Source organism: Leisingera sp. M527 (assembly GCF_025141525.1).
In the GTDB taxonomy this organism is placed as follows: domain Bacteria; phylum Pseudomonadota; class Alphaproteobacteria; order Rhodobacterales; family Rhodobacteraceae; genus Leisingera.
This window is the reverse complement of record NZ_CP081041.1, coordinates 33479-57906: the sequence shown is the minus strand read 5'-3', so window position 1 is coordinate 57906 and position 24428 is coordinate 33479. Positions and strand designations below refer to the sequence as shown.

The following is a 24428-nucleotide window of genomic DNA, read 5'->3' as shown; positions in this document are numbered from 1 at the left end:
TCCAGCTGCGGAAGAACCGGATTTTGGGATCACCCCAAAAGCAGCTCGGGCAACCAAAGAGCGATCTCCGGAACAAATGTCGTCAGAGCCAGGGTTGGAAGCCACGCAAATATGATGAAAATCAGCGTCGGCAGCAACATGCTGGAAACTGGCGTCTTGGTGATTTTCGCGCCGAGGTACAGCAAGGGGGCAGTAGGCGGTGTAATGTTCGCCATTCCAAGGTTGACCCCCAGCACAGCGGCAAAATGGATCGGGTCCATTCCGACACCCTGCACAATCGGCAGCAGGATCGGTGTCGACAGCAGCAGGCCAGAGATGTCGTCCATCAGCATACCGATCAGGATCATGACCAGGTTGACCATCAGCAGGATCACAATCGGGTTGTCTGACACAGAGTAGACCAGATCCTTTGCGATGTTCGGGATATCCTCAAAGATCAGGAATTTGCTAACGATAAGCACCATGAAGATCATCACCATGACGACGCCGATGATCACACCTGAATCCGTCAGCGCTTCAACCAGAGCCCGCCAAGTCAGGCCGCGGTAGACATAGATTGCCACAGGAATAGCGTAGACGACCGCAACGCCGGCGGCTTCTGTCGGTGTCATGATACCGCCGTAGATGCCCCCCAGAATGATGAGCGGCATCAGCAAAGCTGGAAAGGCCAGAGTCGCCTTTTGCCGGAATGCGATGCCAAATTCCTGCGGGCGCTCCAGCAATTCGATATCATCATATTTGCGCAGCATGAACTGGTTCACAGCGATAAGCAGAGTTATCAGAATAAGCGCAGGGACGACTGTCGACAGAAAGCACTTGAGCACCGATTGCTGCGCCACCCAGCCATAGAGAATATGGTTTCCGCTGGGCGGGATCAGAAGGCCCAAGGGGCTTGCGCATACGATCAGCGCGGCCGATTGCCCTTCGGGGTAATTCGCGCGGCGAAGATGCGGCATCATGATGCTGCCGATACAGGTCAGCGTCGCATTGGCGGCACCGGAAATGGATCCGAAAATCCCGCATGCCAGAACGGTTGCTGCGCTCAACCCGCCTTTCAGGTGGCCGATGAACAGTTCGGCAAGGCTGACAAGCGGAGCCGCGATTTTGCCGCGCTCCATGATTGTCCCGGCAATCATAAAGAGAGGGATCGCCAGCAGAACCAGGGAGCGCAGTTTCGTCGAACCCGACGGCAGGTAGCCCGAAACTTCGTGCCCTCCCATGGCCGCAAGGAAAAGAAGAACCGCACCAAATGCCACATAAACGCTAACACCCAGCAGCAGCATGCCGCAGATAATGACCAGACTGCCTGCAATGATCATTGATCAGCCTCCTCTTTCTTGTTCATGTCTTCGGCGTCCGTGTCGTCCCCGTAGTCAATTTCGATGCCTCTGATGTGCGCGTAGAGATACGCCGCGGCAAAAATCGTCATGAAGAAGAAGCCAAGGAAGATTGAGACCCGCCAAGCGAAGTATGGGATCTTCAGGGCCGGGGTGGTTTTCCAGATCGGGTATTTGGCCAGTTCCTCGGCCAGCATCAGATACCCCCAGTAGAGAATGGCCGCGGTCACCACCAATTCAATGGTCAGCACGATCAGTCGGCGCCACCATCGCAGCCTGGGGTTTGTGATAATGATCCCGAGGATGTCTGCATTGATGTGGTGTCCGCGTTCGGAGGCCAAAGCTGATCCAGCAAAGAACCCCCAGAAACAGGCTGTCAGCAGCCATTCCTCATAGGCGAACAGATCACCGTTGAAACCATATCTGATGATCACGACCAGAAAAAACGTGACTGACATCAGAAATCCGCTGAGGATCACGATCCAGCGCATCATCCTCAGGGAGCCCTGAAGAGGCGTTGCGATACCCTTTGGTAATATCTCGGCTATATGCGCCATAGATTTCCCCCTGTATGCATACACTTGGGCCGACCTGTGACGGCCGGCCCTTCTTGTGTTTTCAGTGTTTTAGTTCAGGCTGGACAGAAGGCGATCGATGTTATCCTTACCGACGCTGTCTTCAAGCATGGGCCAGATTTCGGTGCGTACCTTGCTGGCCATGGCCTCCTGCTCTTCCGGGGACAACTTCAGAATGGTGTAGCCGCTTTCGACCAGCTTCTGCTCGAAGACCGCATCGTTTTCACGGTTGTAAGCGAAGAAGTCATCCGAAGCCTTGGTGAAGGCCGTTTGCACGACATCACGCTGCGCTTCGTTCAGCTCTTCCCAGGTCTTTTCCGAAACGTAGTAGGAGGTGTTCTCGGGGATCGAATTGTACTGGACGAAATGCGAACCCACGTCGCTCTTTGCAAAGATCGAGTAAGTTGCTGTCTTCGTGCAGCAGATTGCGCCATCAACAATGCCAGATTGGATTGCAGGGAAGATGTCGCCCCAAGACATGGTTGTCGCTTGGTAGCCCAGGGTCTCGACCATCGACTTCACGACATTTGAGGACCAAACACGAATGTTCATGTTTTTGGCGTCGAAGTTGTTCCAGTTGGCCGGTTCTTCAGTGGCCACGATGCCGACAAAACCTTCGGGGTTCTGACCGAGCAGGCGGATGCCATGGTCAGAAAGGGTTTCCTGAATGATGGTGTTGAACTCGGAATCCAGGTCGCGCATGACAGAATTCATTTCGTCCCAGTCGCTCACGAGAAACGGCATGGATAGGATTTCAAGACGCGGGTCGGTGTCTGCATAGAGGAAGGCAGCAGCGAAATCGATGTTCCCGCGGGCAACATCTTCCAGCAGTGCTTCGCCGGACCCAAGCTGGTTGGCCGGGAACACCGAAATCTTTAGGCCTACATCTGCGGCCTCAATGTCTGCTTTAACCTGTTCCATCATTTTGGAACCCTGGTGATCTACCGGGAAGACTCCGGCAAACTTCAGCCGCATATCGGCGGCAAATGCGGGCGCGGCAAGCTGCAATGCAACAGATCCAGCTGCCAGATATTTCAGGAATGTTTTCATCTTCAGTATCTCTCCTCATGACCGAAGGTTTTCGTGGTCGTAGGGTGTTCCCGCGCGCGTCCTCGTCGTGCTCTGCTGTGAGAGCGTCAGCAGAGCGAACAAGGTCTGCAGCGTTTTGCGGGCGAGCTTGCCGAGACCACCGCCAGCCAATCGCCTGTGTCCGCAGGGTCATAAAACTGTGGTGTTTCCGGCATCACCAAAGGTTCCCCTCCTCCTCTTTGGTTCAATCAGAGTAGGAGCACGGCAAATCCTGATTATGCTGAAGGCTGCAGTGAAACGGCAGAATCTGTGGGCTTAATCAGGTCCTTCAGTGCCATCTTTTGCGCTGCGCCGCTTGCCGTCAGTTTGTCGATTCTAACGCTCATTTTTTTACTTACGGCCTGCCTTTGGCGGGTTGCGGCTTGGTGCCTGCATCTCGTGATCTTGGCGGGGCGTTCGTTCAGCGATCTATGAGACGGCAAACAGTTTGATGGCCCAAACTTCTGCCAAGGCGGCACAGAATGCCTTTTCCGGACAGGAAAACAAAATTTCATGAAGCGAGCGCCCATTACCATGCCGATCAAACACAAGAGGGTGCGTGATGACTCCATATGAACAAGTGCTGGCGGAGCTGCCGGCAGAGATCGTGGTGAACGACAAAGACATAATCAACGGTTACACAACTGACTTCCGGAAGAAGTATACCGGCGAAAGCCCGGCACTGCTGCGACCCCGTTCGACAGAGGAAGTGGCCTCAATTGTCAAACTTTGCAATCTGCACAGCGTCGCCCTTGTCCCGGTCGGCGGCAACACAGGATATTGCGGCGGCGCGACCCCGGACGAAAGCGGCCAGCAACTGCTGATCAGCTTGCAGCGCATGAACAAGATCCGGGAGATGGATGCCGACAACCTCTCGATCACTGTTGATGCGGGTTGCATTCTCTCTGAGATCCATGAAGCGGCGGAACAGGAGAACTTGATGTTCCCCTTGTCGCTTGGCTCTCAGCAATCGTGCCAAATTGGCGGGAACATTTCGACAAATGCCGGAGGGGTTTCGGCAGTTCGCTACGGGATTACCCGGGACCTGGTTCTGGGCCTCGAGGTCGTGCTGCCGGATGGCCAAGTGCTCAGCAACCTGTCCCCGCTGCGGAAGGACAATCGAGGGTATGCGTTGCACCAGCTTCTGATTGGCGCTGAAGGCTCGCTCGGTATCGTTACAGGAGCCTCTTTGCGTCTGTTTTTGCCCGCGGCGAGTCGCGTCACTGCCTTTCTGGCGATCAATGAGATCAGTGATTTGATGCCGCTCTTGGCAAAAGCTCAGCGGTATACAGGTGAGGCGGTCACGTCGTTTGAATACATCTCTGGTGCATCTCTCGACCTTCTCTTTGCCAGCAAACCTGAATTGCGCCGCCCCATTCAAACTCCTTCCGAACATTTTGTGCTGATCGAGGCCGCATCGTCCTCCCCGGTTCTGGGCCTCGACCAGGCCATCGAAGCGTTTTTTGAGGATGGAATGTCCGGCGAAACAATCGTTGACGGTGTCATTGCAACAAGCGAACAGCAAAGGCAGGACTTTTGGAACCTGCGTGAACACATCCCCGAAGGTGAAGTGCTCAACGGCGGCTCAGTGAAGCATGATGTTTCTGTTCGTATCTCTGATATGGCCAGGTTCATTGAACTTGGCTCCGATCTCGTCCATCGGTACGGGCAGGGAGCCCGCCTTTCTGTTTACGGCCATGTTGGGGATGGCAATGTACACTTCAACGTGCTTGCTCCGGAAGGTGCCGAGTCTCCAGCCTACCTCGATGAAGTGAGTGCAAAGGTTTCTCCCTGCATTTATGACCTCGTCGCAAAACTCGACGGCTCATTCAGCGCTGAATACGGACTTGGGCAGGACAAGCTGCCACTTGATCAAATCTATGGAGACCCGATCAAACGGCAATTCATGAACGCATTGAAGAATGCCTTTGACCCTCTAAGGGTCATGAACCCAGGCAAAGTGGTTAGTGGTCACACAGGTACTCATTTGAAGTAAAGCTGCTTTTCGACGAAAATGGGTAACTTTATCGGGCTGTGTGTACGAAAATGTAAGCCACACAGTCCAATAATTGGCACTTGAGATATGTCGGCCGCCTATCTCTGAGAGGGACGCCACTAGTACAGAAGACGTGAGAATTCGGTCTGATCCATACATTCATTTCCTAAACTACTGCATCATCTTCGAACGACCGGTTTAAGGGGAGGCGAATCGGCTTTTTCTACGATCGGTGGGCGTCTCCTTTGCTTTGAACTTGCTTTGGCCAATGGCGGCTTTACGCGCTTCCTTCCCGTTACTGTCTAGTGCAGCATTTCGTAGTTTCGGGCTCGTTGCTGAGCTTCGCTGCGTGTTAAACGAAGGGTTGCTGACCTATATTCAGCCGGAAACTTGCAAATTCCCGAGTCTCAGAAATTAATAACACTAAGCACTTGATTTTGTTGCAACCGCAGTCTCAGCAATTAGGTGATCCGACAGCGACGGCCGTATGCGCTTGGAGCGCCACCCGATCCGCGTGAGCCATGAGACGATTTACCGTTTCGCCTATTCCAAAGATGGCCGCGCCGAAGCGTTCTACCGGCACCTGCCCGAGCATCGCAAACGCCGCCGGCCGCGCGGGTGCCGGCGGCATCATCGCACCCGGATCTTCGACAGCCAAAGCCTGTCACGCAGGCCTGAGCGTGTCCCGGAGCGCACTGAATCCGGCCATTGGGAATGCGACCTGATGATGTTCCGCAAGGAACATGGAAAGATCAACGTCACATCTCTGGTTGAGCGCGTCAGCCGTTACACCGTCGTCATGCGCAATGAAGATCGTCATTCGAAGCCAATCATGGAAGCTCTGATCAACGGGCTGGCTCCCCTGCCCGCCGATGCACGCCAGTCGATCACCTTCGACCGCGGCACCGGGTTCTCAGCTTGGCAGCGCCTGAAGGATGGTATCGGAGCCGACAGTTGGTTCTGCGCCCCCCAGGCTCCCTGGCAGAAAGGCACAGTCGAAAACACCAACAACAGGCTGCGCAAATACCTCCCAAGATCAACCCAACCGGCGGCGCTGACAAATCGATATTTGAAGTCGATTTGAACCGCCTCAATTCCACGCCCCGCAAGTGCCTTGGCTATCGGACACCCGCCGGGGTCTTCGAGGGCAAGCTTGTAGAAATTCAGAACCGATTGGAAAAAAAGTAAGCGCTTCGGCGCCCCCCTACACGGCGCGGCTTGACGAGAGAGAGAAGTTCCAGGGCATAAGGTCGTCGATGCGGCTTTTGGGATGACCGTCGAGCAACGCGCGCAGCGTGTCGGAGAGGTAGCTGACCGGATCGACGTCGCACATTTTGCAGTTCGCGATCAGGCTGGCGAGCAATGCCCAGTTTTCAGCACCAACCTCATGCCCGGCGAAGAGCGCATTTTTCCGTGTTAGAGCAATTTTCCTGATCTGGTTCTCGACCGGGTTGGTGTCCAGTTCCAGACGGCCATCTTCCAGGAACCGCGTCAGTCCGGGCCAACGCGTCAGGGTGTAGCGGATGTCCTCGGCAAGCTTGGACGAACGCGGAATGCGCGACAGCTGCGCCTCGAGCCAGGGCCTGAAGGCCGCGATGACCGGCGCGGAGAGTGCGCGCCGGGCGGCAAGCCGGGCTTCAGCAGGCAGGCCGCGCACGGATTTCTCGACGGCATAGAGCTCGGCAATCTGGCGCAGAGCTTCCTCTGCAATCGGTGAGCCGCCCTTTTCGAGCCGCTTCACAAAGCGCCGGCGCACATGCGTCCAGCAATGGACGAGCATCCATGGGCCCTCGGCCCGGTCGACCTTGGTGAGCTTATCATAGGCTTCATAGCCGTCGCATTGCACGAATTGCCCGCGATAGCCCTCGAGGAAACGGAGCGCATGCACGGCGCCCCGGCCGGGCGCGTAGTGGAACATCACCACGGGCGGGTCGGCACCGCCATGGCCCCGGTCATCGGCAACGATGGCCCAAAAATAGCCGGTCTTCGTTTTTCGCCGCCCAGGATCGAGTACCGGCGCGCGGGTTTCATCCATGAATACCCGGTCCGCGCCCTTCAGCCGCTCCTTCAGGTGATCTGCAATGGGGCGCAGGTGGAAACAGGCGCGCCCCACCCAATTGCCAAGCGTCGCCCGGTCCAGCGTGATCCCTTGCCGAGTGTAGATTTCCGCTTGGCGGTAAAATGGAAGGTGGTCGCCGAACTTGGCCACCATGACCTGTGCGATCAGCGCTTCGGTGGGCAGGCCGCCGGGCACGACATGTTCCGGCGCATGCGCCTGGACCACCGCGCCGGAACAGCGGCGGCAGGCATATTTGGGGCGCCGTGTGACCAGCACGCGGAGCTGGGCGGGCACAACGTCCAGCCGTTCGGAAACATCCTCGCCGATCCTGGCCATCTCGCCGCATCCGCAGGGGCACAACGTGCTCTGTGGCTCGATGATCCGCTCCACGCGGGGCAGATGCTTTGGGAGATGCCCGCGGTTGCGGTTCGGCGGGCCGCTCTCGGCAACGCCTTGCCCCTTCAGCGCGCGCCGCGCCTTCTCCTGCGCCGCTTCCAGCACGCCCTGTGCCAGTTCCACATCTTCAAGCGGCAGATTGAACTGCTCCGGATCGAGCTTTTCGGATTTCCGCCCGAACGTCTCCCGGCGCAGCTCGCTGACAATGCTCTCCAGCCGTTTCTGGGCCTCAACCGCATCCGCCAGCGCCGCCTCGGTCTCGGCGAGGCGGGCCTTCAGACGGGCGTTTTCTTCGGCCAGGGCGGTGTCGGTCATGGCTGCGATCAAGCACATGGGCGAGATTGCCACCACCGTCAAAACAAGGCTGAGTCACTCAGCCGCAGCTATCCTGCCAGTTCCGGCCGCCGCACGCGCTCGGGGCGGACAAGCCGCCAGTCGAGCCCCTCGAACAGAGCCGAGAACTGCGCGGGAGACATCTTCATCACACCGTCCTGTGCCTTGGGCCAGACGAACTTCGCGCCTTCCAGGCGCTTGTGGACCAGCACGATACCGGTCTGGTCCCAGACCAGGACCTTGATGCGGTCGGCCCGTTTGGCGCGGAATACGAAAGCCGCGCCGCTGAACGGGTCGAGTCCCATCGTCTCCTGAACCAGCAGCGCCAGGCCGTCTATGCCCTTCCGGAAATCCGTCGGGCGCGTGGCTACGTAGATGCGCAGCCCACCAGCCGGCGAGATCATTGTGTTGCCGCCCGGATCGCGCGGATCATCCGGGTCAAATGCGCTTCGCCGATGTCCGGCGGCACCCGCAGGGTCACGCCGTCCACCACCATCTCGATCCTGCTGGACTTAGCCGCGCCGCCGCGCCGTTTCGGGCTGGGCTCAGGTCGCGCCGGCTTCGGCTCCACAACAAGCGCCGCGAACATCGGTTCGGCAGCCGTCTCTGCGGGCAGAGCCAGCGCGCCGGCCATCAGCTTCTTGCGCCAATCATAGACCTGCCAGCGGGTCACCGCGTGCCGCCGCGCAACATCAGCAACCTTTGTTCCGGGCACCATGCTTTCCACAGCGATCCGCGCCCGCTCAGCCTCGCTTCGGAAACGCCGGCCCGACCGTCCTTCAAAAACTTCCATCCTGCCCGCGTAGCCATCCGTTGAGCCGTCTAAAGAGACGTCCATTTTGCCGTCCTATCCTGTCTCACTTCGACAGCAGGACTCGCACAGCCAGCGTCAGCGCGGCAGGAGGGGATCGACGAAGCGCTTACGAAAAAAACGACATATCCGAAATTGCGCTTCAGCGTGAGTTCACACGCAAAACAGCAATGTCACACATGGGCTCAACAGGCCGTTCGTCCAACTTCTTCGCAAGGCTTTTCAGCCCTTCGGAATTTGTAGTCTGCGGGCTGATAAACCTTGCTCCCCGTAGGTGGCTGGAGACACTTCTGCTTTGCGCAGCCGGTGGCATTTCTGATTGGGGTTTACAATCTAAACGCCGAGAAACCGGTCCGCCACTTCTGCCGGAAGTTCGCCGATGCCACCGCCCCAAGCATTGCTGCCCTTGTTCAGGATAACCGCACGGTCAGCAATAGCCGACAGCTCCTTCAGCGACTTGTCCACCACCAGAATGGCCAGCCCCGCCTCACGCTTGAGGCGGCCAATCGCGGCCCAGATCTCTTGCCGGACCACAGGCGCCAGGCCCTCGGTCGCCTCGTCCAGGATCAGCAGACGCGGGTTGGTCATCAAGGCGCGGCTTATGGTCAGCATCTGCTGTTCGCCGCCGGACAACGACCCGGCTTTCTGGTTTCGCCGCTCCTCCAGCCGCGGAAACAGCTCTGCCACTTTCTTGAAATCCCACGGGCCAGGGCGTGCCGCAGCCGTCAGGTTTTCCTCAACCGTCAGCGGCGCAAAGCAGCGCCGCCCTTCGGGCACCAGCCCGATACCCAGCCGGGCAATCTTGTAAGAGGGCAGCCGGCGCAGGTCTTGGCCGTCAAACCGCAGCTCTCCCTTGGTAGCTGCGAGCATGCCGCAGATGGTCTTTATGGTGGTGGATTTACCCATGCCGTTGCGGCCCATCAACGCCACCACTTCGCCCTCGGCGAGTTCCATGTCGACCCCGAACAGCGCCTGCGCCGGGCCGTATGCGGCTTCAACCCCTTGTAAAGACAGCAGGCTCATGCGGCGTCCTCCTCTCCCAGATAGGCACGGCGCACATCGGCATTGGCGCGGATGTCATCGGCGGTGCCGGTTGCGATGATCTGGCCGTAAACCAGCACGCTGATCCGGTCGGCCAAGGCAAAAACCGCGTCCATGTCGTGCTCCACCAAAAGGATCGGTGCCTCCTGCCGTAAGCCGTCAAGGAAGCCGGTCAGCGCCTTGGAGCCTGCGGACCCAAGCCCGGCCATCGGCTCATCCATCAGGAACAATCTTGGCTGCAGCGTCAGCGCCACGGCCACTTCCAGCTGGCGGCGCTGGCCGTGGGACAGGTCAGCAGTGCGGCGATGCGCATCCTGTGCCAGCCCGACCCGCTCCAGCGCGTCGCCTGCCTGCTCCAGAAGCTCCGGGTCCTTCATCACGTTGCGGAAGAACCGGAACGGGCCGCCCCTGCCCCCCAAAGCGCCCAGCACAGCGTTCTGCAGGACGGTGTAGTCCATCGCCAGTGCCGAAATCTGGAACGTCCGCCCCAGCCCCATCCGCGCCCGCGCAACGGTATTCAGCGCAGTCACATCCCGTCCCAGCAGCTCCACCGTGCCGCTGTCAGGTGCCAGATTACCGGCGATCTGTTTGATCAGGGTCGATTTTCCCGCGCCGTTCGGCCCAATCAGCGCGTGAATTTCGCCCGCCCGCAGGTCCAGCGACACATCGCGGCTCGCTTGCAATGCGCCAAAGCTTTTGTTCAGGCCCCTGGTTTTAAGCACCACTTCAACCATGCGCCTTCTCCCGTCCGGCAATGGCCCCGATCAGCCCGCCGCGGGCAAACAGCACGATCAGCAGCAGCAGGATCCCGAGGAAGATCTGCCAGTAATCGCTGATCCCGCCCAGAAGATGCTCCAAGAGGATGTACAGCGCAGCACCCGCGACCGGACCGTACAGCCGCCCGACACCGCCAAGGATCACAAAGATCATGATCTCGCCGCTGGTGTGCCAGCTGAGCATGGTGGGGCTGACAAAGCGGTTGAGGTCAGCAAACAGCGCCCCTGCCAGCCCGGTGATGGCACCGGAAATCACAAAGGCGGTCAGCCGCAGGGTAAACGGGGTCAGGCCCACTGCCTCGACCCGGTCCTCGTTCTGGCGCGCGGCGGACAGTGCCAGCCCGAAGGGCGAGCGCGCCAGCCGGGCGGTGAAAAACAGTGCGCCGCACAGGATCACATAGGCAATGGCAAAAAACTGGATCGGGTCCAGGGTGTTCAGGCCCGGGAAGTCATTGCGGACCCAGATCGACAGCCCGTCTTCGCCGCCATAGGCGCTCCAGCTGATCGCGAAGTAATACAGCATCTGGCCGAACGCCAAGGTGATCATGATGAAATAGACACCCGACGTGCGCAAAGACAGCGCCCCGATCACCAGCGCAGCCAGGGCACTGGCGGCAACCGCCACCAGCCAGATCAGCGGCATCTGGTTGCTGCCCTCAAACAAAAACGGCCAGTCAAACAGCGGCTCATAGTTCTGGGCATGGGCGGCCAGGATGCCCATGGCATAGCCGCCGATGCCGAAAAACGCCGCATGGCCCAGGCTGATCAGCCCGCCCTGCCCCAGCGCAATGTTCAGCCCCACACCGGCCAGCGCCAGGATCGCCGCCTTGGTTGCCAGGGTGATGATGAACGGCTCATCCAGCGACCAGGCCGCCAGCGGCACGATCAGCAGCGCGGCAATCATCGCCCAGTTCAGCAGGGTTTCACGGGTCAGCATCATGCGCTCCCTCCATACAGGCCCGAGGGGCGCACCAGCAGAACCCCCGCCATCAGAATGTAGATCAGCATCGACGCCAGCGATGCACCCGCCGAGGCTGCACTGGCAGGCTCCAAGAACAGGGTGAAAAGCCGCGGCAGGAACACCCCGCCCAAAGTGTCGGTCATCCCCACCAGCAACGCGCCGGCCAATGCGCCCTTGATCGAGCCGATGCCGCCGATGACGATCACCACAAAGGCCAGGATCAGCACTGGCTCGCCCATGCCGACCTGCACCGATTGAATCGCGCCCACCAGCGCGCCGGCCAGCCCGGCCAAGGCGGCGCCAAGGGCAAAGACCAGCGTGTACAGCTTGGAGATATCGACACCAAGGGCGGCAATCATCTCGCGGTCGGCCTCGCCTGCGCGGATCTGAATGCCAATCCGGGTGCGGGCGATCAGCAGGAACAGGCCCGCGGCAATTGCCAGCCCGATCAGGATGATCGCCAGCCGGTACAGCGGGTATTCAATGCCGCCCGGCAGGGTAACCGGCCCCGACAGATAAGACGGCACATCCAAAAACAGCGGGAAAGATCCGAACAGCCAGCGGGTGCCTTCGGAAAAGATCAGGATCAGCGCGAATGTCGCCAGCACCTGGTCCAGATGGTCGCGCCGGTACAGGCGGCGGATCACCACCAGCTCCATCAGCGCCCCGGCTGCGGCGGCAGCGGCAAGGCTTGCGATCAGCGCCAGCAGGAACGATCCGGTCCAGCCGGCAACGGCGGCAGCCGCAAAAGCACCCACCATATAAAGCGAACCATGGGCCAGGTTGATCAGCCCCATCACCCCGAATACCAGCGTCAGCCCGGCGGCCATCAGAAACAGCATGACGCCGAACTGCAGCCCGTTCAGGATCTGCTCCAGAACTAGAATATAGGTCATTTGAATTTCCGAAGGGGTAGTTTGCCGCGGCGGAGGCGCTGTGGCGCCTCCGCGTGACGGTTTGTCTTACATCTTGCACTCGCCGGCGTAAGCGTCGGCGTGGTCGCTCAGCCCGGTGGCGATGATCTTGTTGGTAAAGACGTCACCTTCTTTGATCACTTCGCGGACATAGATGTCCTGGATCGGGTGATGGTTGCCGCCGAATTTGAAATCACCGCGGACCGATGCGAACTCCGCTGCCTTCAGCGCCGCGCGGAAGGCATCCTGGTCGCCAGGCTCCGCCTTGTCCAGCGCGCTCAGGATCAGGTTGGCGGTGTCAAAGCCCTGACTGGCATAAAGCGACGGCAGACGGCCGTATTTTTCCTGGAAAGACGCGACAAAACCGGCATTGGCCGCGTTGTCGATGTCCTTGTTCCACTGTGAGGTGTTCTTCACCCCCAGCGCAGCATCACCCACCGCCTGCAGAATGCCCTGATCAAACGAGAACGCAGGCCCGACCACCGGCAGATCCACGCCGCTGCCAGCGTATTGTTTCAAAAAGGAAATCCCCATACCGCCGGGCAGGAAGAAATAGACCGAGTCGGCCCCCGAGGCCCGGATCTGGGCGATCTCGGCGGCGTAATCGGTCTGGCCCAGCTTGGTGTAGATCTCACCGGCCAGTTCACCGCCGTACATCCGTTTGTAGCCGGTCAGCGCGTCCTTGCCCGCCGGGTAGTTCGGCGCCAGAATGAAGCTGTTTTTCAGACCTGACTCATTGGCATAGGCACCGGCGGCCTCGTGCAGGTTGTCGTTTTGCCAGGCGACGTTGAAATAATTCGGATGGCAGCGCTTGCCCGCCAGCGCCGAAGGGCCTGCGTTCGGTGACAGGTAGAACACGCCCTGCGCAGTGGCAGCGGGCACCACCGCCATCGCCAGGTTGGACCAGATGATGCCGGTCAGGATATCCACCTTTTCGGACTGGATCATCCGGTCTGCGATCTGCACCGCGGCATCGGGTTTGCGCTGATCATCCTCGATCACCACCTCGACACCGTCGCGGCCGTCCTGTTCGATTGCCAGCATAAAGCCGTCGCGCACGTCCACACCCAGCCCGGCGCCGCCGCCGGACAATGTGGTGATCATGCCAATCTTGGTGTCAGCCTGGGCCGCAGCCGCCAGCGCCGGGACTGCCGCTGCCACAGCGAGCATCCGAATGGTCTTCATTACGTCTTTCCTCCCAGAACATACCCTGGACCGAAGCCAGGGTTTTGGATCAAATGCTTGCGACTTTAACGCCGCCCCGGCAGAAGCCAAGACCCGCTGCAGCCTGCATCTCTCCGGCTGATCTTTCGCCAGCCCTTGATACGAGCCTACGCAGGCTTGAACATTTATTTCAAGTATAAAATATATAGGACAATACTGTTGTCCTGCCGGTCCGGAACCGTTTCGAAAACCGGACCCGGGTTGCGAGGGGCCAGCCCCTCGCGCTCCCCGGAGTACTTGCAGAAAGATGAAGAAGGGCCGGCAATGCCGTGCTGTACGCCTTGGTCAGCCCGGTCCAAAGCAGGCCGCCAAGTGGTCGATCAAGGCCCGGATCCGCGCCGTCAGATGGCGGCTGGACGGGTAAACCGCATAGAGTGTGATCGGATCGGTTTCCTGTTGTTCAAAAAGCACTTGCAGCCTGCCGTCCTGCAGAAACGGCAGCGCTGTATAGTGCGGGCAACGGGCAATCCCCAGGCCGCTGGCAGCCATATGGGCCACGGCACGCGGTGAATTGGCGCGAAAGCTGCCGCCGACAATTATGGTACGCCGCCGGTCCTTGCGGCCAAAGGTCCAGGCATCCGGCTGCGGCGAGGTCATTTGCAGCAGGCAGTTGTGGGTGGCCAGTGTTTCGGGTTCGGCGGGGGTGCCCTGTGCCGCCAGATAGGCCGGCGATGCCACCACCACCAGCCGCATGGCGCAGAGCTTGCGGGCCACCAGCGTCGAATCCTTGAGTGTTCCAAAACGAACCGCCAGGTCCACGCCCTCCTCCAAGATGGGCAAGTGGCGGTCCGACAGCACCAGCTCAACCGTCACTTCGGGGTGCCTTTGCTGGAACGGCTGCAGGGCTTCGACCAGCTCGCGGCTGCCAAAGCCGGTGGGAGCGGTGATCCGGACCGGGCCTGCCAGCTCCTGCTGGCGCAGCTGCACTACATCCTCCAGCTCGTCGAACTGATCCAGCAGCGGCAGGCAGCGCTCCAGATAGGCGCGGCCCGTGTCGGTCAGCGTCACCTTGCGGGTGGTGCGGTTCAGCAGCTGTGCACCCAGCTGTTCCTCCAGCCGGGCGACATATTTACTGGCCAGCTTGGTGCTGATCCCGATTTGCCGCGCGCCATCAGTAAAAGAGCTTTGCGCCGCTACGGCAGCAAAAGTGCGCATGCAGTCCAATTTGTCCATCACGTCTCCCCCAGTGCCGCCTTTTATGAACTCTGCGTACACAATCAATCGCCAAAATAGAATATTATCGCCCATACGTGCGGCCGCTATCTTGCCTGTGTCTTCAACACCTCATGGCACATGCCACAGAAAAGGACCCCAAACATGCCCCATTCCATCCGCATTCACAGCTTCCCCCTCTCCGGCCACGCCCACCGGGTGGAGCTGTTCGCCAGCCTCGCCGGCATCGCCCATGAGGTGATCAATGTTGATCTCGCAGCCGGCGAACACAAACAGCCCGCCTTTCTGGCGCTGAACCCCGCCGGCCAGGTGCCGGTGGTCGAGGACGGCGAAACCGTGATCACCGATTCCAACGCCATCCTGGTCTATCTCGCCCGCAAATACGCGCCGTCCTGGCTGCCGTCCGATCCGGTTCTGGAAGCGGAAGTGCAGAAGTTCCTGACCTTGGCCGCGGGCGAAATTGCCTTTGGACCCGCTGCAGCGCGGCTGATCACCGTCTTTAACGCAGCCCTGGACGCGGAGTTCTGCGCCACCGTCGCCGCCCGTGTGCTGGGCAAGATCGATGCCCATATGGAGGGCCGCAGCTTCCTGGCCGGCGACGCCCCCACAATCGCCGACGTGGCGGTCTATTCCTATTTGGCCCACGCGCCGGAGGGCGGTATCTCGCTGGAGCCCTACCCGAATGTGCGCGCCCATCTGGCCCGCATCGAAGGTCTGAAAGGCTTTAAGCCGATGCCCGCCACCAAGGTTGGCCTGGCGGCCTGACCCCTTGCGCGGCGGCTCCTGTGGCGGCTGCCGCCTCTTTCTTTCAGCAAACAGGAGGTTTCCATGACTCCCTTTGACGCAGACAGCCCCTCTCCCTTTCATGAGGGCGAGCAGGAAATGCAGCGCCGCGCAGGCAAGCGCGACGCAATGGAAGCCTTCGCCCGCCGGGTGATCCGCCCCTTTATGCCGGATCAGCACCGGGAATTTTATGCGCAACTTCCGTTTCTGGCAGCTGGCGCAGTGGACCATCAGGGCTGGCCCTGGGCAAGCCTGCTGTGCGGCCCACCCGGTTTTGCCGCAACGCCGGATGCGCGGCATCTGCATGTTTCGCTAAGCGGCGGCACGGGGGATCCTGTCCATGCCGCCATCCGCAAAGGTGCTCCCCTGGGGCTGCTGGGGATCGAGCTGCACAGCCGCCGCCGCAACCGGGTCAACGGCCGGGTCATTGCCGCCGCGCGCAACGGGTTTACCCTGCGGGTCGATCAGTCCTTTGGCAATTGCCCGCAATATATCCAGCTGCGGGAATTGAAGCCGGCAAAGGCGCAGACCCCTGCCAAGCCGCAGCGATTTGACAGGTTCGGCAGCGCCCACACCGCGCTGATTTCCGATGCCGACATGTTCTTTGCCGCCAGCCATGTGCCTGCGGCGGAACACCCTGAACGTGAAGGCGTCGATGTCTCGCACCGGGGCGGGCGGCCCGGTTTTGTCCGCATCGACGGCAACACCCTCACCATCCCCGATTTCCCCGGCAACAACCATTTCAACACGCTGGGAAATTTCCTGCTGAACCCGCGCGCAGGGCTGGCGTTTACGGATTTTACCACCGGCAGCCTGCTGCTGCTAACCGGCACGGTTGAGCTGCTGGACGAAGACCACCCGGATGTCACCGCCTTTCACGGCGCCGAGCGCGGCTGGCGCTTCACCCTGCACCAAGGCGTCTGGCTAAAGGGTGCCCTGCCTTTCCGCGCCGAACGCGGTGCGTTTTCTCCAAACACAATGATGACGGATACCTGGAGCGAGGCTGAGGCCCGCAAATCCCTGGAAACACAGCGTAGCACCTGGCGCCGGTTTCAAATTGCACGGGTTGAACAGGAAAGCAGTGCAATCCGCTCGTTTTATCTGCAGCCGGAGGACGGCGGCCCGCTGCTGCCGTTTGAGGCCGGCCAGTTCCTGACCCTCCGCACCGCGCCGCCCGGCGCAGACACGCCGCTGGTGCGGACTTACACGGTCTCCTCAGCCCCAGGTGAAGACCACTATCGTATCTCGGTTAAACGCGAGGAGAACGGTACCGTGTCCCGCCTGCTGCATGACACCCTGCAACCGGGTTCGGTCATTGAGGCCAAAGCCCCGCGGGGCGCGTTCTTTCTGGATGCCTCAGACCGGCGTCCTGCACTTCTGATCGCAGGCGGAGTTGGCATCACCCCGATGATCGCCATGGCCCGGCATGTTCTCCGCGAGGGGCTGCGCACCCGGCATCTGCGCCCGCTCACCATCCTGCACGCAGCCCGCACAGTGACGGATCGTGCGTTCGCCAGTGAACTGCGCAGACTTGTGCAGGCCTCCGGCGGGTTCATCCGGTATGTTTCGCTGATCAGCAAACCCGCCGCAAATGAGGTGGAAGGCCGGGACTTCGATCTGGCAGGCCGGGTCAATGCCGAAATTCTGCAACAGCTGCTGCCGCAGGAAGCTGCTGATATCTATCTCTGCGGTCCCGGCCGGTTTATGCAATCCGCCTATGACAGCCTCCTCAGTCTTGGGGTTGATGACACGGGCATCCACGCCGAGGCGTTCGGGCCGTCCGCCTTGGTGCGCACTGCAGATGCCCCGCCTGTCCATGAAGCCGTGCCAGAAGCGGAAACTGCCATTGTCCGTTTCACCAGATCCGGATTTGAACAGCCATGGACCCCTGCTGATGGCACCCTGCTGGAACTGGCCGAAAACCATGGCCTGACGCCCGAATTCAGCTGCCGCGCTGGTAATTGCGGCAGTTGCAGCACCCGGCTCGGCGCAGGAAAGGTGACCTACCGCCGTGCACCGGCGGTGGCGATTGCAGAAGATGAAACCCTGATCTGCTGCGCCGTCCCTGCCACCGGCACAATCGAACTGGATTTGTGACCCGGCCCCGCTCCTGATCCCGCTGCGCACGATTTTTCTGGACAATACTGTCCAGGATCGCCGATGAATTGGACAGAAATGTCCAAAGGGTGGATTCGGCGGCACGCTCCGCTGGCCCGGCGGCAGCAGACAGGGAGCAAATCCATGAAGTCGCACTATCGTGCCGTTGTCATCGGGGGCGGCGTTGTCGGCGCCTCCGTCCTTTATCACCTGGCGAAATTCGGCTGGACCGACGTCTGCCTGATCGAACGCTCGGTGCTGACCGCCGGGTCCAGCTGGCACGCCGCGGGCGGGTTTCATGCGCTGAACGCCGATCCGAACATCGCCTCGTTGCAGGCGTACACCATCGACCTCCTGTCCGAGATCGAACAGGAATCCGGCCAGTCCGTCGGCATGCATATGACCGGCGGCATGACGCTGGCGGGTACCCCGGACCGCTGGGAATGGCTGCAATCGACCTACCGCACTTTCCAATCCATCGGCATCGACGATTGCCGCCTGATCACCCCGCAGGAAGCGGGTAAGCTGTGCCCGATCATGTCCACCGAGGGCATCCTCGGCGGCATGTGGGCCGACCGCGAGGGCTATGTGGATACCACCGGCACCGTGCATGCCTATGCGGGTGCTGCCAAGAAGCGCGGTGCGGAAGTCATTGAAAACAATCGCGTGCTGGAACTGCATCAGGTGGACGATGGCTGGCAGATCGTCACAGAAAAGGGCACCATCCACGCCGAACATGTGGTCAACGCCGCCGGTCTCTGGGCCAAGCAGGTGGGCCGCATGGCCGGGGTCGAACTGCCGGTATCGCCGCTGAACCACCACTATCTGATCTCCGATACCATCCCCGAACTGGAACAGCTCGACTTCGAGGTGCCGATGACCGTCGACCTTGAAGGCTTCACCTATATGCGTCAGGACCAAAAGGGCATCCTGCTCGGCATCTACGAGATCGACCATCAGCATTGGATGATGGACGGCGCGCCCTGGGAATACGGCTTCGAGCTGCAGCAGGAAGATCCCGACCGGATCGAGCGTGAACTGACCCTGGGGTTTGAGCGCTACCCGGCGCTGCAAACCACCGGTGTCAAGACCTGGGTCAACGGCGCCTTCACCTTTGCCCCCGACGGCAACCCGCTGGTCGGCCCGGTGCGCGGCAAACCCGGCTACTGGTGCGCCTGCGGCGTGATGGCAGGCTTCCTGCAGGGCGGCGGTGTCGGCAAATCGCTGGCCGAATGGATGATCCACGGCGAGCCGGAGGCGGATGTGTTTGGCATGGATGTGGCGCGTTTCGGCGACTACGCCCAGAACAAGCGCTTTATCAAGGAGACCACCGGCCAGTTCTACACCCGCCGCTTTGTCATGACCTACCCCAACGAGCAGCTGCCCGCAGGCCGCCCTCTGAAAAAGGCCCCAGCCTACTCGGACATGGCGCGCGCAGGCTGCCGCTGGGGCGCAAGCTACGGGCTGGAAATCCCGCTCTATTTCGCCCCGTCGGAAGATTTCACCGAAACCCCGACCCTGAAACGCTCCAACGCGTTTGAGATCGTCGCAGATGAATGCAAGGCGGTGCGCGGGGCGGTGGGCCTCTTGGACATCTCCGCCTTCTCACGGTTCGAGGTTTCGGGTACAAGCGCCGAGGCCTGGCTCAACCGCATCCTGGCCTCTAAACTCCCCGCCCCGGGCCGCGCCAAACTGGCGCCGATGCTGTCATCCGAGGGACGCCTCAAGGGCGACCTCACGGTGTTCAACTGGGGTGACGGCAGCTGGTGGATCATGGGCAGCTACTACCTGCGCGAGTGGCACATGCGCTGGTTCCAGGACCACATGGGCGAAAACGTCGGGGTGCGCGACGTGACCGATGCCATTACCGGCTTCAGCCTGTCCGGCCCGAACAGCCGCAAGGTGCTGGAAAAGCTGACAGACGCCCCCATCGCCGACCTGCCGTTCATGGGCTGCGGCACCTTCGACATTGGCATGCTGCGCCTCAAGGTGGGCCGCCTCTCTGTCGCGGGGGAGCTGGGCTATGAGCTCCACTGCTCCGCCGCCGAGCACATCACCCTGCGCGAGGTCCTGCTGGAGGCAGGCGCCGATCTGGGGCTGCGCGAAGTCGGCTTCAATGCGCTGCTCAGCCTGCGGCTGGAGAAAAGCTTTGGCATCTGGAGCGCCGAATTCACCCAAGGCTACACCGCCGCGCAAACCGGCATGGACCGCTGGATCGACTGGGACAAGGACTTCATCGGCCGCGAAGCGGCATTGAAGGAACGCGAGGCAGGCGGCCCGGCGCAGGTCGTTGTGACGCTGGAAATCGAGGCGACGGACGCAGACGCCAGCGGCTACGAACCCGTCTGGCAGGGCGGCACCCGCGTCGGCTTTGTCACCTCGGGCGGCTATGGCCACAGCACCGGAAAATCGCTGGCAATGGCAGTGGTGAACCGCGATGCAGCCGCAGAAGGCACTGAATTGACCCTGCACATCGTCGGCCAGGAACGCGCCGCGCGGGTGATTGCGCCCTCCCCCTACGACCCCTCCGGCACAGCGATGAGAGGCTGACCCGATGACCCTTGAGAACGAAGGCACTACCCGCGGACGCCGCCGGACCCGCAAAACCGCCGCCGGGGCCGCGCCGCAGCGTACTGTGAACTACCGCCAGCTGAAAAACCCCTTTCCGCTGATGGAGGTGTTCCCGGCGCATCAGATCGCAGAGATGCATGAAACCGCGCTGAAAATGCTGGAAGAGCTGGGCATGAAGGTGCTGCTGCCCGAGGCCCGCAGGATCTATGCCAAGGCCGGCGCCCGCGTCGATGAAGCCAGCGAAATGGTCTATATCGGCCGCGACATCATCGAGGCGGCGCTGGCCACCGCACCCCGTTCGATCACCTGCCGGGCCGGAGCGCGGGAGCGGGATATCACGCTGGAGCTGGGCAGCCTGGTGTTTCAGGCCGGCGCCGGCGCCCCCAATGCCACCGATCTGGAACGCGGGCGGCGCCCCGGCTCAGCCCGGGATTACCTGGAATATCTGCAGCTCACCCATCATTTCGACGTCTTCCACATGATCTCCCCCCAGGTGGAGCCGCAGGACGTGCCCGTCCACTTGCGCCATTACTTCACCACCGAGGCGCAGATGACCCGGACCGACAAGTTCCCCTTCATCTTCTCGCGCGGGACACCGCAGGTGATGGATTGTTTTGAGATGATCCGCGATTTCCGCGGGTTGTCGGACGCTGAGTTTCAGGCTGAGCCGCGCTGCTACACCATCATCAACACCAACAGCCCGCGCACGCTGGACATTCCGATGGCGCAGGGGCTGATCGACTTTGCCCGCCACGGCCAGGTCTCGATCATCACGCCCTTCACGCTGATGGGGGCAATGGCACCGATCACCGTTGCGGGCGCCATCACCCTTAGCCATGCCGAGGTGCTGGCCGCCCTGACGCTGACCCAGCTGACCAACCCCGGCGCGCCGGTCTGTTACGGCACTTTCACTTCCAACGTGGACATGAAATCCGGCGCTCCAGCCTTTGGCACCCCGTCGCATTTCCAGGCCTCCTTGGCGGCAGGCCAGCTGGCGCGCTTCCTTGGTCTGCCGTGGCGATCTGCTGCGGGGTCCGCGTCAAACAGCAATGACGTGCAGGCGGCAAATGAAAACCAGATGGGTCTGTGGGGCTGCCTGATGGCTGGCGCCACGGTGATCATCCACTCGGCCGGCTGGCTGGAAGGCGGGTTGTCGGTGTCTTATGAAAAGCTGATCACCGACGCCGAAGTGCTGAACATGATTGCCGAGCTGTGCGCAGGCGCCCAGGCCGGTGCGGACGAGATCGGCTACGGCACTGCGATCAAGGAGGTGGAGCCAAGCGGCCATTTCTTTGCCACTCTCCAGACCATGGCGCGGTATAATACTGAATTCTACGAACCCGTGGTGCATGATTACGCCAATTTCGGCACCTGGACCGAGCGCGGGGCGTTGGACGCCAACCAGCGCGCAACCCGGGTCTGGAAGGATATCCTGGCCCATGATAACCGGCCCAAGACTGACGACACCCGCGTTGAGGCCTTGCAAAGCTTCATCGCCAAACGCACCGCAGACGGCGGCGCCCCGCCGGAGAGCTGACATGGCCAGACGCGCCGCCCCGGTGCTGCACCGGGACAACCCGGACAAGGAACCCCTCAGCGGCCATGTGAAGGTCACGCCGGAAGACTGGCTGAACGTGGCCCGCGACCTGCTGATCAGCGACGGGGTGGCAGGCGTCAAGGTGCTGGCCATCGGCGAACGGCTCGGCGTCTCGCGCTCCAGCTTCTACTGGTACTTCAAAAGCCGCAAACACCTGCTGGAGGCGCTGCTGGACGATTGGGAGGCGCGCAATACCGCGCCCATCCTGACCCATTGCGAATTGCCTGCGGGGAATATCTCCTGGGCGGTCTGCAATTTCTTCCGCTGTTTTGTCGATCCGGACCTGTTTGACGCCAGTCTGGATTTTGCGGTGCGGGAATGGTCGCGGCGCGACGGCAAGGTGCGCAACCGGATCGATGCGGCAGATGCGCTGCGGCTGGAGGCGGTCACCGCCATGTTCATGCGCCACGGGTATACACCGTATGAAGCCGATTCCCGCTCGCGGATCCTGTATTTCATGCAATGCGGCTATCACGCACTGGAGGTCCGAGAACCGATGCAGGCCCGCACCGCGCGGCTGGAAGGATACCTGCTGGGGTTCACCGGGGCAGAGCCGGATCCGGAGGCGGTCGCAGCCGCCCGGGCCTTTGCCGAGGGCAAGATGGCCCCCTGACACCCCCGGCGCTTGCGGCAAAGGCAGGAACGAGGGGCCGGCCCCTCGCGCTCCCCGGGGTATTTCCGACCAGAAAGAAGCAGCCCCTGCAACCTTAGCGCCGGTTGTGGAAGATGAAGCCGATGAAGTTTAACAAGAGCTGTGCAGCCAGAATCTGAGTGCTTTCCGAAGGGTCATAGGCTGGGGCCACTTCCACCAGGTCGATACCGGCAACATCGCCGCGTTTGCTGAGGCCCTGCAGGATCTCCAGCACGTCGTAATACTGGAAACCGCCGTGGCTCGGCGTACCGGTGCCTGGCGCAATCGACGGGCAGAAGGCGTCGATGTCAATGGTGACGTAATAGCGGGCACCTTCGGGGATGCGCGCCAGCACCGCATCTGTCCCCAGCTTGCGCACCTGGCGCACCGACAGAATGTCCGAGCCGCGCGCCCGTGCGTCGCTATACCCTTCGCGGGCGGTGGAGGACACATTGCGAATGCCCAGCTGGGTCATGCCGGAGACGTATTCTTTTTCAATCGCCCGGCGCATCGGGTTGCCGTGCCCGTCCGTAACCCCGTGCCGCTCATCAACAAAATCCAAATGTGCGTCAATCTGCACCACATGGATCGGGCCGTTTCCGGCGCAGTCTCCGGCAAAGGCGCTGATGCAGGGAATGTTGATCGAATGATCACCGCCGATCGTGACGGGCAAGGCGCCAGCCGCCAGGATCTTCTTCACGCCGTATTCGATATTGGCGTGGCTTTCCTCAGTCTTGGTGTGGATGATGTCAGCATCGCCCAGATCGACGATCCGCACATTTTCGCCCAGATAGGTGGCGTCATCTTCGTGGTCGTAAGCACCGGCATGGCCGAAGCTGAACAGCGTCGAGGCCTCGCGCACTGCGCGCGGGCCGAAACGCGCGCCCGGGCGGAACTGGCAGCCGGAATCAAACGGCGCGCCAAGGATGGCGACGTCGGCGTTTATGCTGTCCCAATCTTCGACATAGGGTTTTTTGCCGAAGGTGGCGATGCCGACAAAGGGCAGGTTCAGGCGGCCGGCTTCGTAACCATGTCCAGACATATGTGTCTCCATTTGCGGGTCAGGCGGCAACTCAGCACAGAACACTGTGTGAAAATATATTATACTGTCTATCTTTACATGAAACACTATCATGTAATGCCTGCAGGACCGCCGGGGAGGAACAGGCACGTGAAACTGCTGCGCAACACGCTGCTGGAAACTTTTGTCACCGTGACCGACTGCGGCGGGTTCTCCGATGCGCAATATGCGTTGGGGATCACCCAATCCGCCATCAGCATCCGCATCCGCGATCTGGAAACCGCGCTCGGCTACCGGGTGTGCGAGCGCGGCCGCGGCGGGTTCCGGCTGACGGAACGCGGCGCCATCGCCTATCAGAAGGCCCGCAGCATCCTGCGCAGCGCCCGCGATTTCGACGCCGAACTGCTGGAGCTGCGCGATGCGGTCACCGGCGATCTGCGCATCGGCGTGGTCGATGCCGTGAGCAGCCTGCCCGGCCTCAACCTGGCCCAGGCCCTGCGGCGTTTTCTGGTCCGCCCGAACGAGGTGCGGCTGGAAATCGTTGTCGCCTCTCCCGCCGGTTTGACCCAGCAACTGATTTCAGGCGCGCTGAATCTGGCCATTGCGCCGTTTCGCAACCAGGTCACGGACCTGTCCTATGAGCCGCTGTGCTGCGAGGAGCACCGGCTTTATTGCGGCCGGGACCACCCTTTGTTCACTGCGCCGGATGCGTTGATCAACCCGCAGGAGATCGCCAGGTATCCGCACTGCCAGCGCTCTTATGACAGGCTTGTCTCTCCCGGGCTTGGCCGCCCGGATCCAACTGCTGTGGTCGCCAATATGGAAGCGATGGCAATGCTGATCGAGACCGGGCAGTATCTGGGCCCGCTGCCGGTGCATTTCGCGGAAAGCCGGGTCAAGGCGGGCCGGTTCCGGGAGCTGGCGCACCCGCAGTTGCGCTGGCAGTCCGCCTTTTCGCTTGCTGTCCGGCGCAGTCAGGTCCAGCGGCGCGCGGTGGAACTGTTTGGCCAGGATATCCGCGACGCCTGCAGCGCTGCCGCATAAGGCCCGTGATGCCGCGCCGA

Annotated in this window: 20 protein-coding genes and 1 pseudogene; 8 read left to right on the top strand and 13 right to left on the bottom strand. The window is 61.2% G+C overall.

Going from position 1 to position 24428, the window contains the following annotated elements:
* Positions 1-29: 29 nt before the first annotated feature.
* The 3 genes from K3555_RS23375 to dctP all read right to left on the bottom strand — a co-directional run bounded on the left by K3555_RS23375 (position 30) and on the right by dctP (position 2962).
* Positions 30-1319 carry a TRAP transporter large permease gene (locus K3555_RS23375; RefSeq protein ID WP_102853809.1) on the bottom strand — a complete coding sequence of 430 codons (1290 nt, stop codon included), beginning with the start codon at positions 1317-1319 and terminating at the stop codon, positions 30-32.
* Complete coding sequence (locus K3555_RS23370; RefSeq protein ID WP_076618360.1) at positions 1316-1894, bottom strand: TRAP transporter small permease; 579 nt, start codon at positions 1892-1894, stop codon at positions 1316-1318. Before K3555_RS23370 ends, K3555_RS23375 begins: the two co-directional genes overlap by 4 nt.
* A gap of 69 nt (positions 1895-1963) precedes the next feature.
* Positions 1964-2962, bottom strand: a complete 999-nt coding sequence (dctP, locus tag K3555_RS23365; RefSeq protein WP_260009234.1) for a TRAP transporter substrate-binding protein DctP — start codon at positions 2960-2962, stop codon at positions 1964-1966.
* A gap of 580 nt (positions 2963-3542) precedes the next feature.
* On the opposite strand from dctP, the gene K3555_RS23360 reads away from it, so the two are divergent.
* A complete protein-coding gene (locus K3555_RS23360) occupies positions 3543-4976 on the top strand; it encodes an FAD-binding oxidoreductase (RefSeq protein ID WP_260009232.1) in 1434 nt (477 codons plus the stop codon).
* 481 nt (positions 4977-5457) lie between these two features.
* Positions 5458-6164 (top strand): annotated as a pseudogene (locus tag K3555_RS23355) (IS30 family transposase); the annotation flags it as partial.
* A 16-nt stretch (positions 6165-6180) separates the two neighbouring features.
* Here the strand turns inward: K3555_RS23355 and tnpC are convergent.
* The 9 genes from tnpC to K3555_RS23310 form a co-directional block, all read right to left on the bottom strand.
* Positions 6181-7746 (bottom strand): IS66 family transposase, encoded by a 1566-nt coding sequence (gene tnpC, locus K3555_RS23350; protein WP_260005211.1) that lies wholly within the window; start codon positions 7744-7746, stop codon positions 6181-6183.
* A gap of 68 nt (positions 7747-7814) precedes the next feature.
* The gene (gene tnpB, locus K3555_RS23345) at positions 7815-8168 is read right to left on the bottom strand and encodes an IS66 family insertion sequence element accessory protein TnpB (RefSeq protein ID WP_260005213.1); all 354 of its coding nucleotides are present in this window, start codon (positions 8166-8168) and stop codon (positions 7815-7817) included.
* Positions 8165-8602 (bottom strand): IS66-like element accessory protein TnpA, encoded by a 438-nt coding sequence (tnpA, locus tag K3555_RS23340; protein ID WP_260005214.1) that lies wholly within the window; start codon positions 8600-8602, stop codon positions 8165-8167. Before tnpA ends, tnpB begins: the two co-directional genes overlap by 4 nt.
* A gap of 306 nt (positions 8603-8908) precedes the next feature.
* Positions 8909-9598 carry an ABC transporter ATP-binding protein gene (locus K3555_RS23335; RefSeq protein WP_260009230.1) on the bottom strand — a complete coding sequence of 230 codons (690 nt, stop codon included), beginning with the start codon at positions 9596-9598 and terminating at the stop codon, positions 8909-8911.
* The gene (locus K3555_RS23330) at positions 9595-10350 is read right to left on the bottom strand and encodes an ABC transporter ATP-binding protein (RefSeq protein WP_260009228.1); all 756 of its coding nucleotides are present in this window, start codon (positions 10348-10350) and stop codon (positions 9595-9597) included. The genes K3555_RS23335 and K3555_RS23330 overlap by 4 nt, the downstream gene beginning before the upstream one ends.
* Positions 10343-11332: a branched-chain amino acid ABC transporter permease gene (locus tag K3555_RS23325; RefSeq protein WP_409201710.1), complete on the bottom strand. Its 990-nt coding sequence runs from the start codon at positions 11330-11332 to the stop codon at positions 10343-10345. The genes K3555_RS23330 and K3555_RS23325 overlap by 8 nt, the downstream gene beginning before the upstream one ends.
* A complete protein-coding gene (locus K3555_RS23320; RefSeq protein ID WP_260009226.1) occupies positions 11329-12249 on the bottom strand; it encodes a branched-chain amino acid ABC transporter permease in 921 nt (306 codons plus the stop codon). Before K3555_RS23320 ends, K3555_RS23325 begins: the two co-directional genes overlap by 4 nt.
* A 66-nt stretch (positions 12250-12315) precedes the next feature.
* Positions 12316-13452: an ABC transporter substrate-binding protein gene (locus K3555_RS23315; protein ID WP_260009224.1), complete on the bottom strand. Its 1137-nt coding sequence runs from the start codon at positions 13450-13452 to the stop codon at positions 12316-12318.
* Between the two features lie 324 nt (positions 13453-13776).
* Positions 13777-14664 (bottom strand): LysR family transcriptional regulator, encoded by an 888-nt coding sequence (locus K3555_RS23310; protein WP_260009222.1) that lies wholly within the window; start codon positions 14662-14664, stop codon positions 13777-13779.
* A 144-nt stretch (positions 14665-14808) separates the two neighbouring features.
* Between K3555_RS23310 and K3555_RS23305 the strand changes: the two genes are divergently transcribed.
* The 5 genes from K3555_RS23305 (at position 14809) to K3555_RS23285 (ending at position 22325) form a co-directional block, all read left to right on the top strand.
* Positions 14809-15429 carry a glutathione S-transferase family protein gene (locus tag K3555_RS23305; RefSeq protein WP_260009220.1) on the top strand — a complete coding sequence of 207 codons (621 nt, stop codon included), beginning with the start codon at positions 14809-14811 and terminating at the stop codon, positions 15427-15429.
* A 63-nt stretch (positions 15430-15492) separates the two neighbouring features.
* Positions 15493-17544 carry a pyridoxamine 5'-phosphate oxidase family protein gene (locus K3555_RS23300; RefSeq protein WP_260009219.1) on the top strand — a complete coding sequence of 684 codons (2052 nt, stop codon included), beginning with the start codon at positions 15493-15495 and terminating at the stop codon, positions 17542-17544.
* Positions 17545-17688: 144 nt separating this feature from the next.
* Positions 17689-20094 (top strand): FAD-dependent oxidoreductase, encoded by a 2406-nt coding sequence (locus K3555_RS23295; protein ID WP_260009218.1) that lies wholly within the window; start codon positions 17689-17691, stop codon positions 20092-20094.
* 4 nt (positions 20095-20098) lie between these two features.
* Complete coding sequence (locus tag K3555_RS23290; RefSeq protein WP_260009217.1) at positions 20099-21652, top strand: trimethylamine methyltransferase family protein; 1554 nt, start codon at positions 20099-20101, stop codon at positions 21650-21652.
* A 1-nt stretch (position 21653) separates the two neighbouring features.
* Positions 21654-22325 (top strand): TetR/AcrR family transcriptional regulator, encoded by a 672-nt coding sequence (locus K3555_RS23285; protein WP_260009216.1) that lies wholly within the window; start codon positions 21654-21656, stop codon positions 22323-22325.
* Between the two features lie 94 nt (positions 22326-22419).
* Here the strand turns inward: K3555_RS23285 and speB are convergent, their stop codons facing one another.
* Positions 22420-23385 (bottom strand): agmatinase, encoded by a 966-nt coding sequence (speB, locus tag K3555_RS23280; protein WP_260009215.1) that lies wholly within the window; start codon positions 23383-23385, stop codon positions 22420-22422.
* Positions 23386-23514: 129 nt separating this feature from the next.
* On the opposite strand from speB, the gene K3555_RS23275 reads away from it, so the two are divergent.
* Complete coding sequence (locus K3555_RS23275; RefSeq protein ID WP_260009214.1) at positions 23515-24408, top strand: LysR family transcriptional regulator; 894 nt, start codon at positions 23515-23517, stop codon at positions 24406-24408.
* Positions 24409-24428: the final 20 nt, after the last annotated feature.

Coding starts and splice junctions, on each gene's coding strand:
- K3555_RS23375 (WP_102853809.1), bottom strand. CDS start 1,319: ATGATCATTGCAGGCAGTCTGGTCATTATCTGCGGCATGCTGCTGCTG.
- K3555_RS23370 (WP_076618360.1), bottom strand. CDS start 1,894: ATGGCGCATATAGCCGAGATATTACCAAAGGGTATCGCAACGCCTCTT.
- dctP (WP_260009234.1), bottom strand. CDS start 2,962: ATGAAAACATTCCTGAAATATCTGGCAGCTGGATCTGTTGCATTGCAG.
- K3555_RS23360 (WP_260009232.1), top strand. CDS start 3,543: ATGACTCCATATGAACAAGTGCTGGCGGAGCTGCCGGCAGAGATCGTG.
- tnpC (WP_260005211.1), bottom strand. CDS start 7,746: ATGACCGACACCGCCCTGGCCGAAGAAAACGCCCGTCTGAAGGCCCGC.
- tnpB (WP_260005213.1), bottom strand. CDS start 8,168: ATGATCTCGCCGGCTGGTGGGCTGCGCATCTACGTAGCCACGCGCCCG.
- tnpA (WP_260005214.1), bottom strand. CDS start 8,602: ATGGACGTCTCTTTAGACGGCTCAACGGATGGCTACGCGGGCAGGATG.
- K3555_RS23335 (WP_260009230.1), bottom strand. CDS start 9,598: ATGAGCCTGCTGTCTTTACAAGGGGTTGAAGCCGCATACGGCCCGGCG.
- K3555_RS23330 (WP_260009228.1), bottom strand. CDS start 10,350: ATGGTTGAAGTGGTGCTTAAAACCAGGGGCCTGAACAAAAGCTTTGGC.
- K3555_RS23325 (WP_409201710.1), bottom strand. CDS start 11,332: ATGATGCTGACCCGTGAAACCCTGCTGAACTGGGCGATGATTGCCGCG.
- K3555_RS23320 (WP_260009226.1), bottom strand. CDS start 12,249: ATGACCTATATTCTAGTTCTGGAGCAGATCCTGAACGGGCTGCAGTTC.
- K3555_RS23315 (WP_260009224.1), bottom strand. CDS start 13,452: ATGAAGACCATTCGGATGCTCGCTGTGGCAGCGGCAGTCCCGGCGCTG.
- K3555_RS23310 (WP_260009222.1), bottom strand. CDS start 14,664: ATGGACAAATTGGACTGCATGCGCACTTTTGCTGCCGTAGCGGCGCAA.
- K3555_RS23305 (WP_260009220.1), top strand. CDS start 14,809: ATGCCCCATTCCATCCGCATTCACAGCTTCCCCCTCTCCGGCCACGCC.
- K3555_RS23300 (WP_260009219.1), top strand. CDS start 15,493: ATGACTCCCTTTGACGCAGACAGCCCCTCTCCCTTTCATGAGGGCGAG.
- K3555_RS23295 (WP_260009218.1), top strand. CDS start 17,689: ATGAAGTCGCACTATCGTGCCGTTGTCATCGGGGGCGGCGTTGTCGGC.
- K3555_RS23290 (WP_260009217.1), top strand. CDS start 20,099: ATGACCCTTGAGAACGAAGGCACTACCCGCGGACGCCGCCGGACCCGC.
- K3555_RS23285 (WP_260009216.1), top strand. CDS start 21,654: ATGGCCAGACGCGCCGCCCCGGTGCTGCACCGGGACAACCCGGACAAG.
- speB (WP_260009215.1), bottom strand. CDS start 23,385: ATGTCTGGACATGGTTACGAAGCCGGCCGCCTGAACCTGCCCTTTGTC.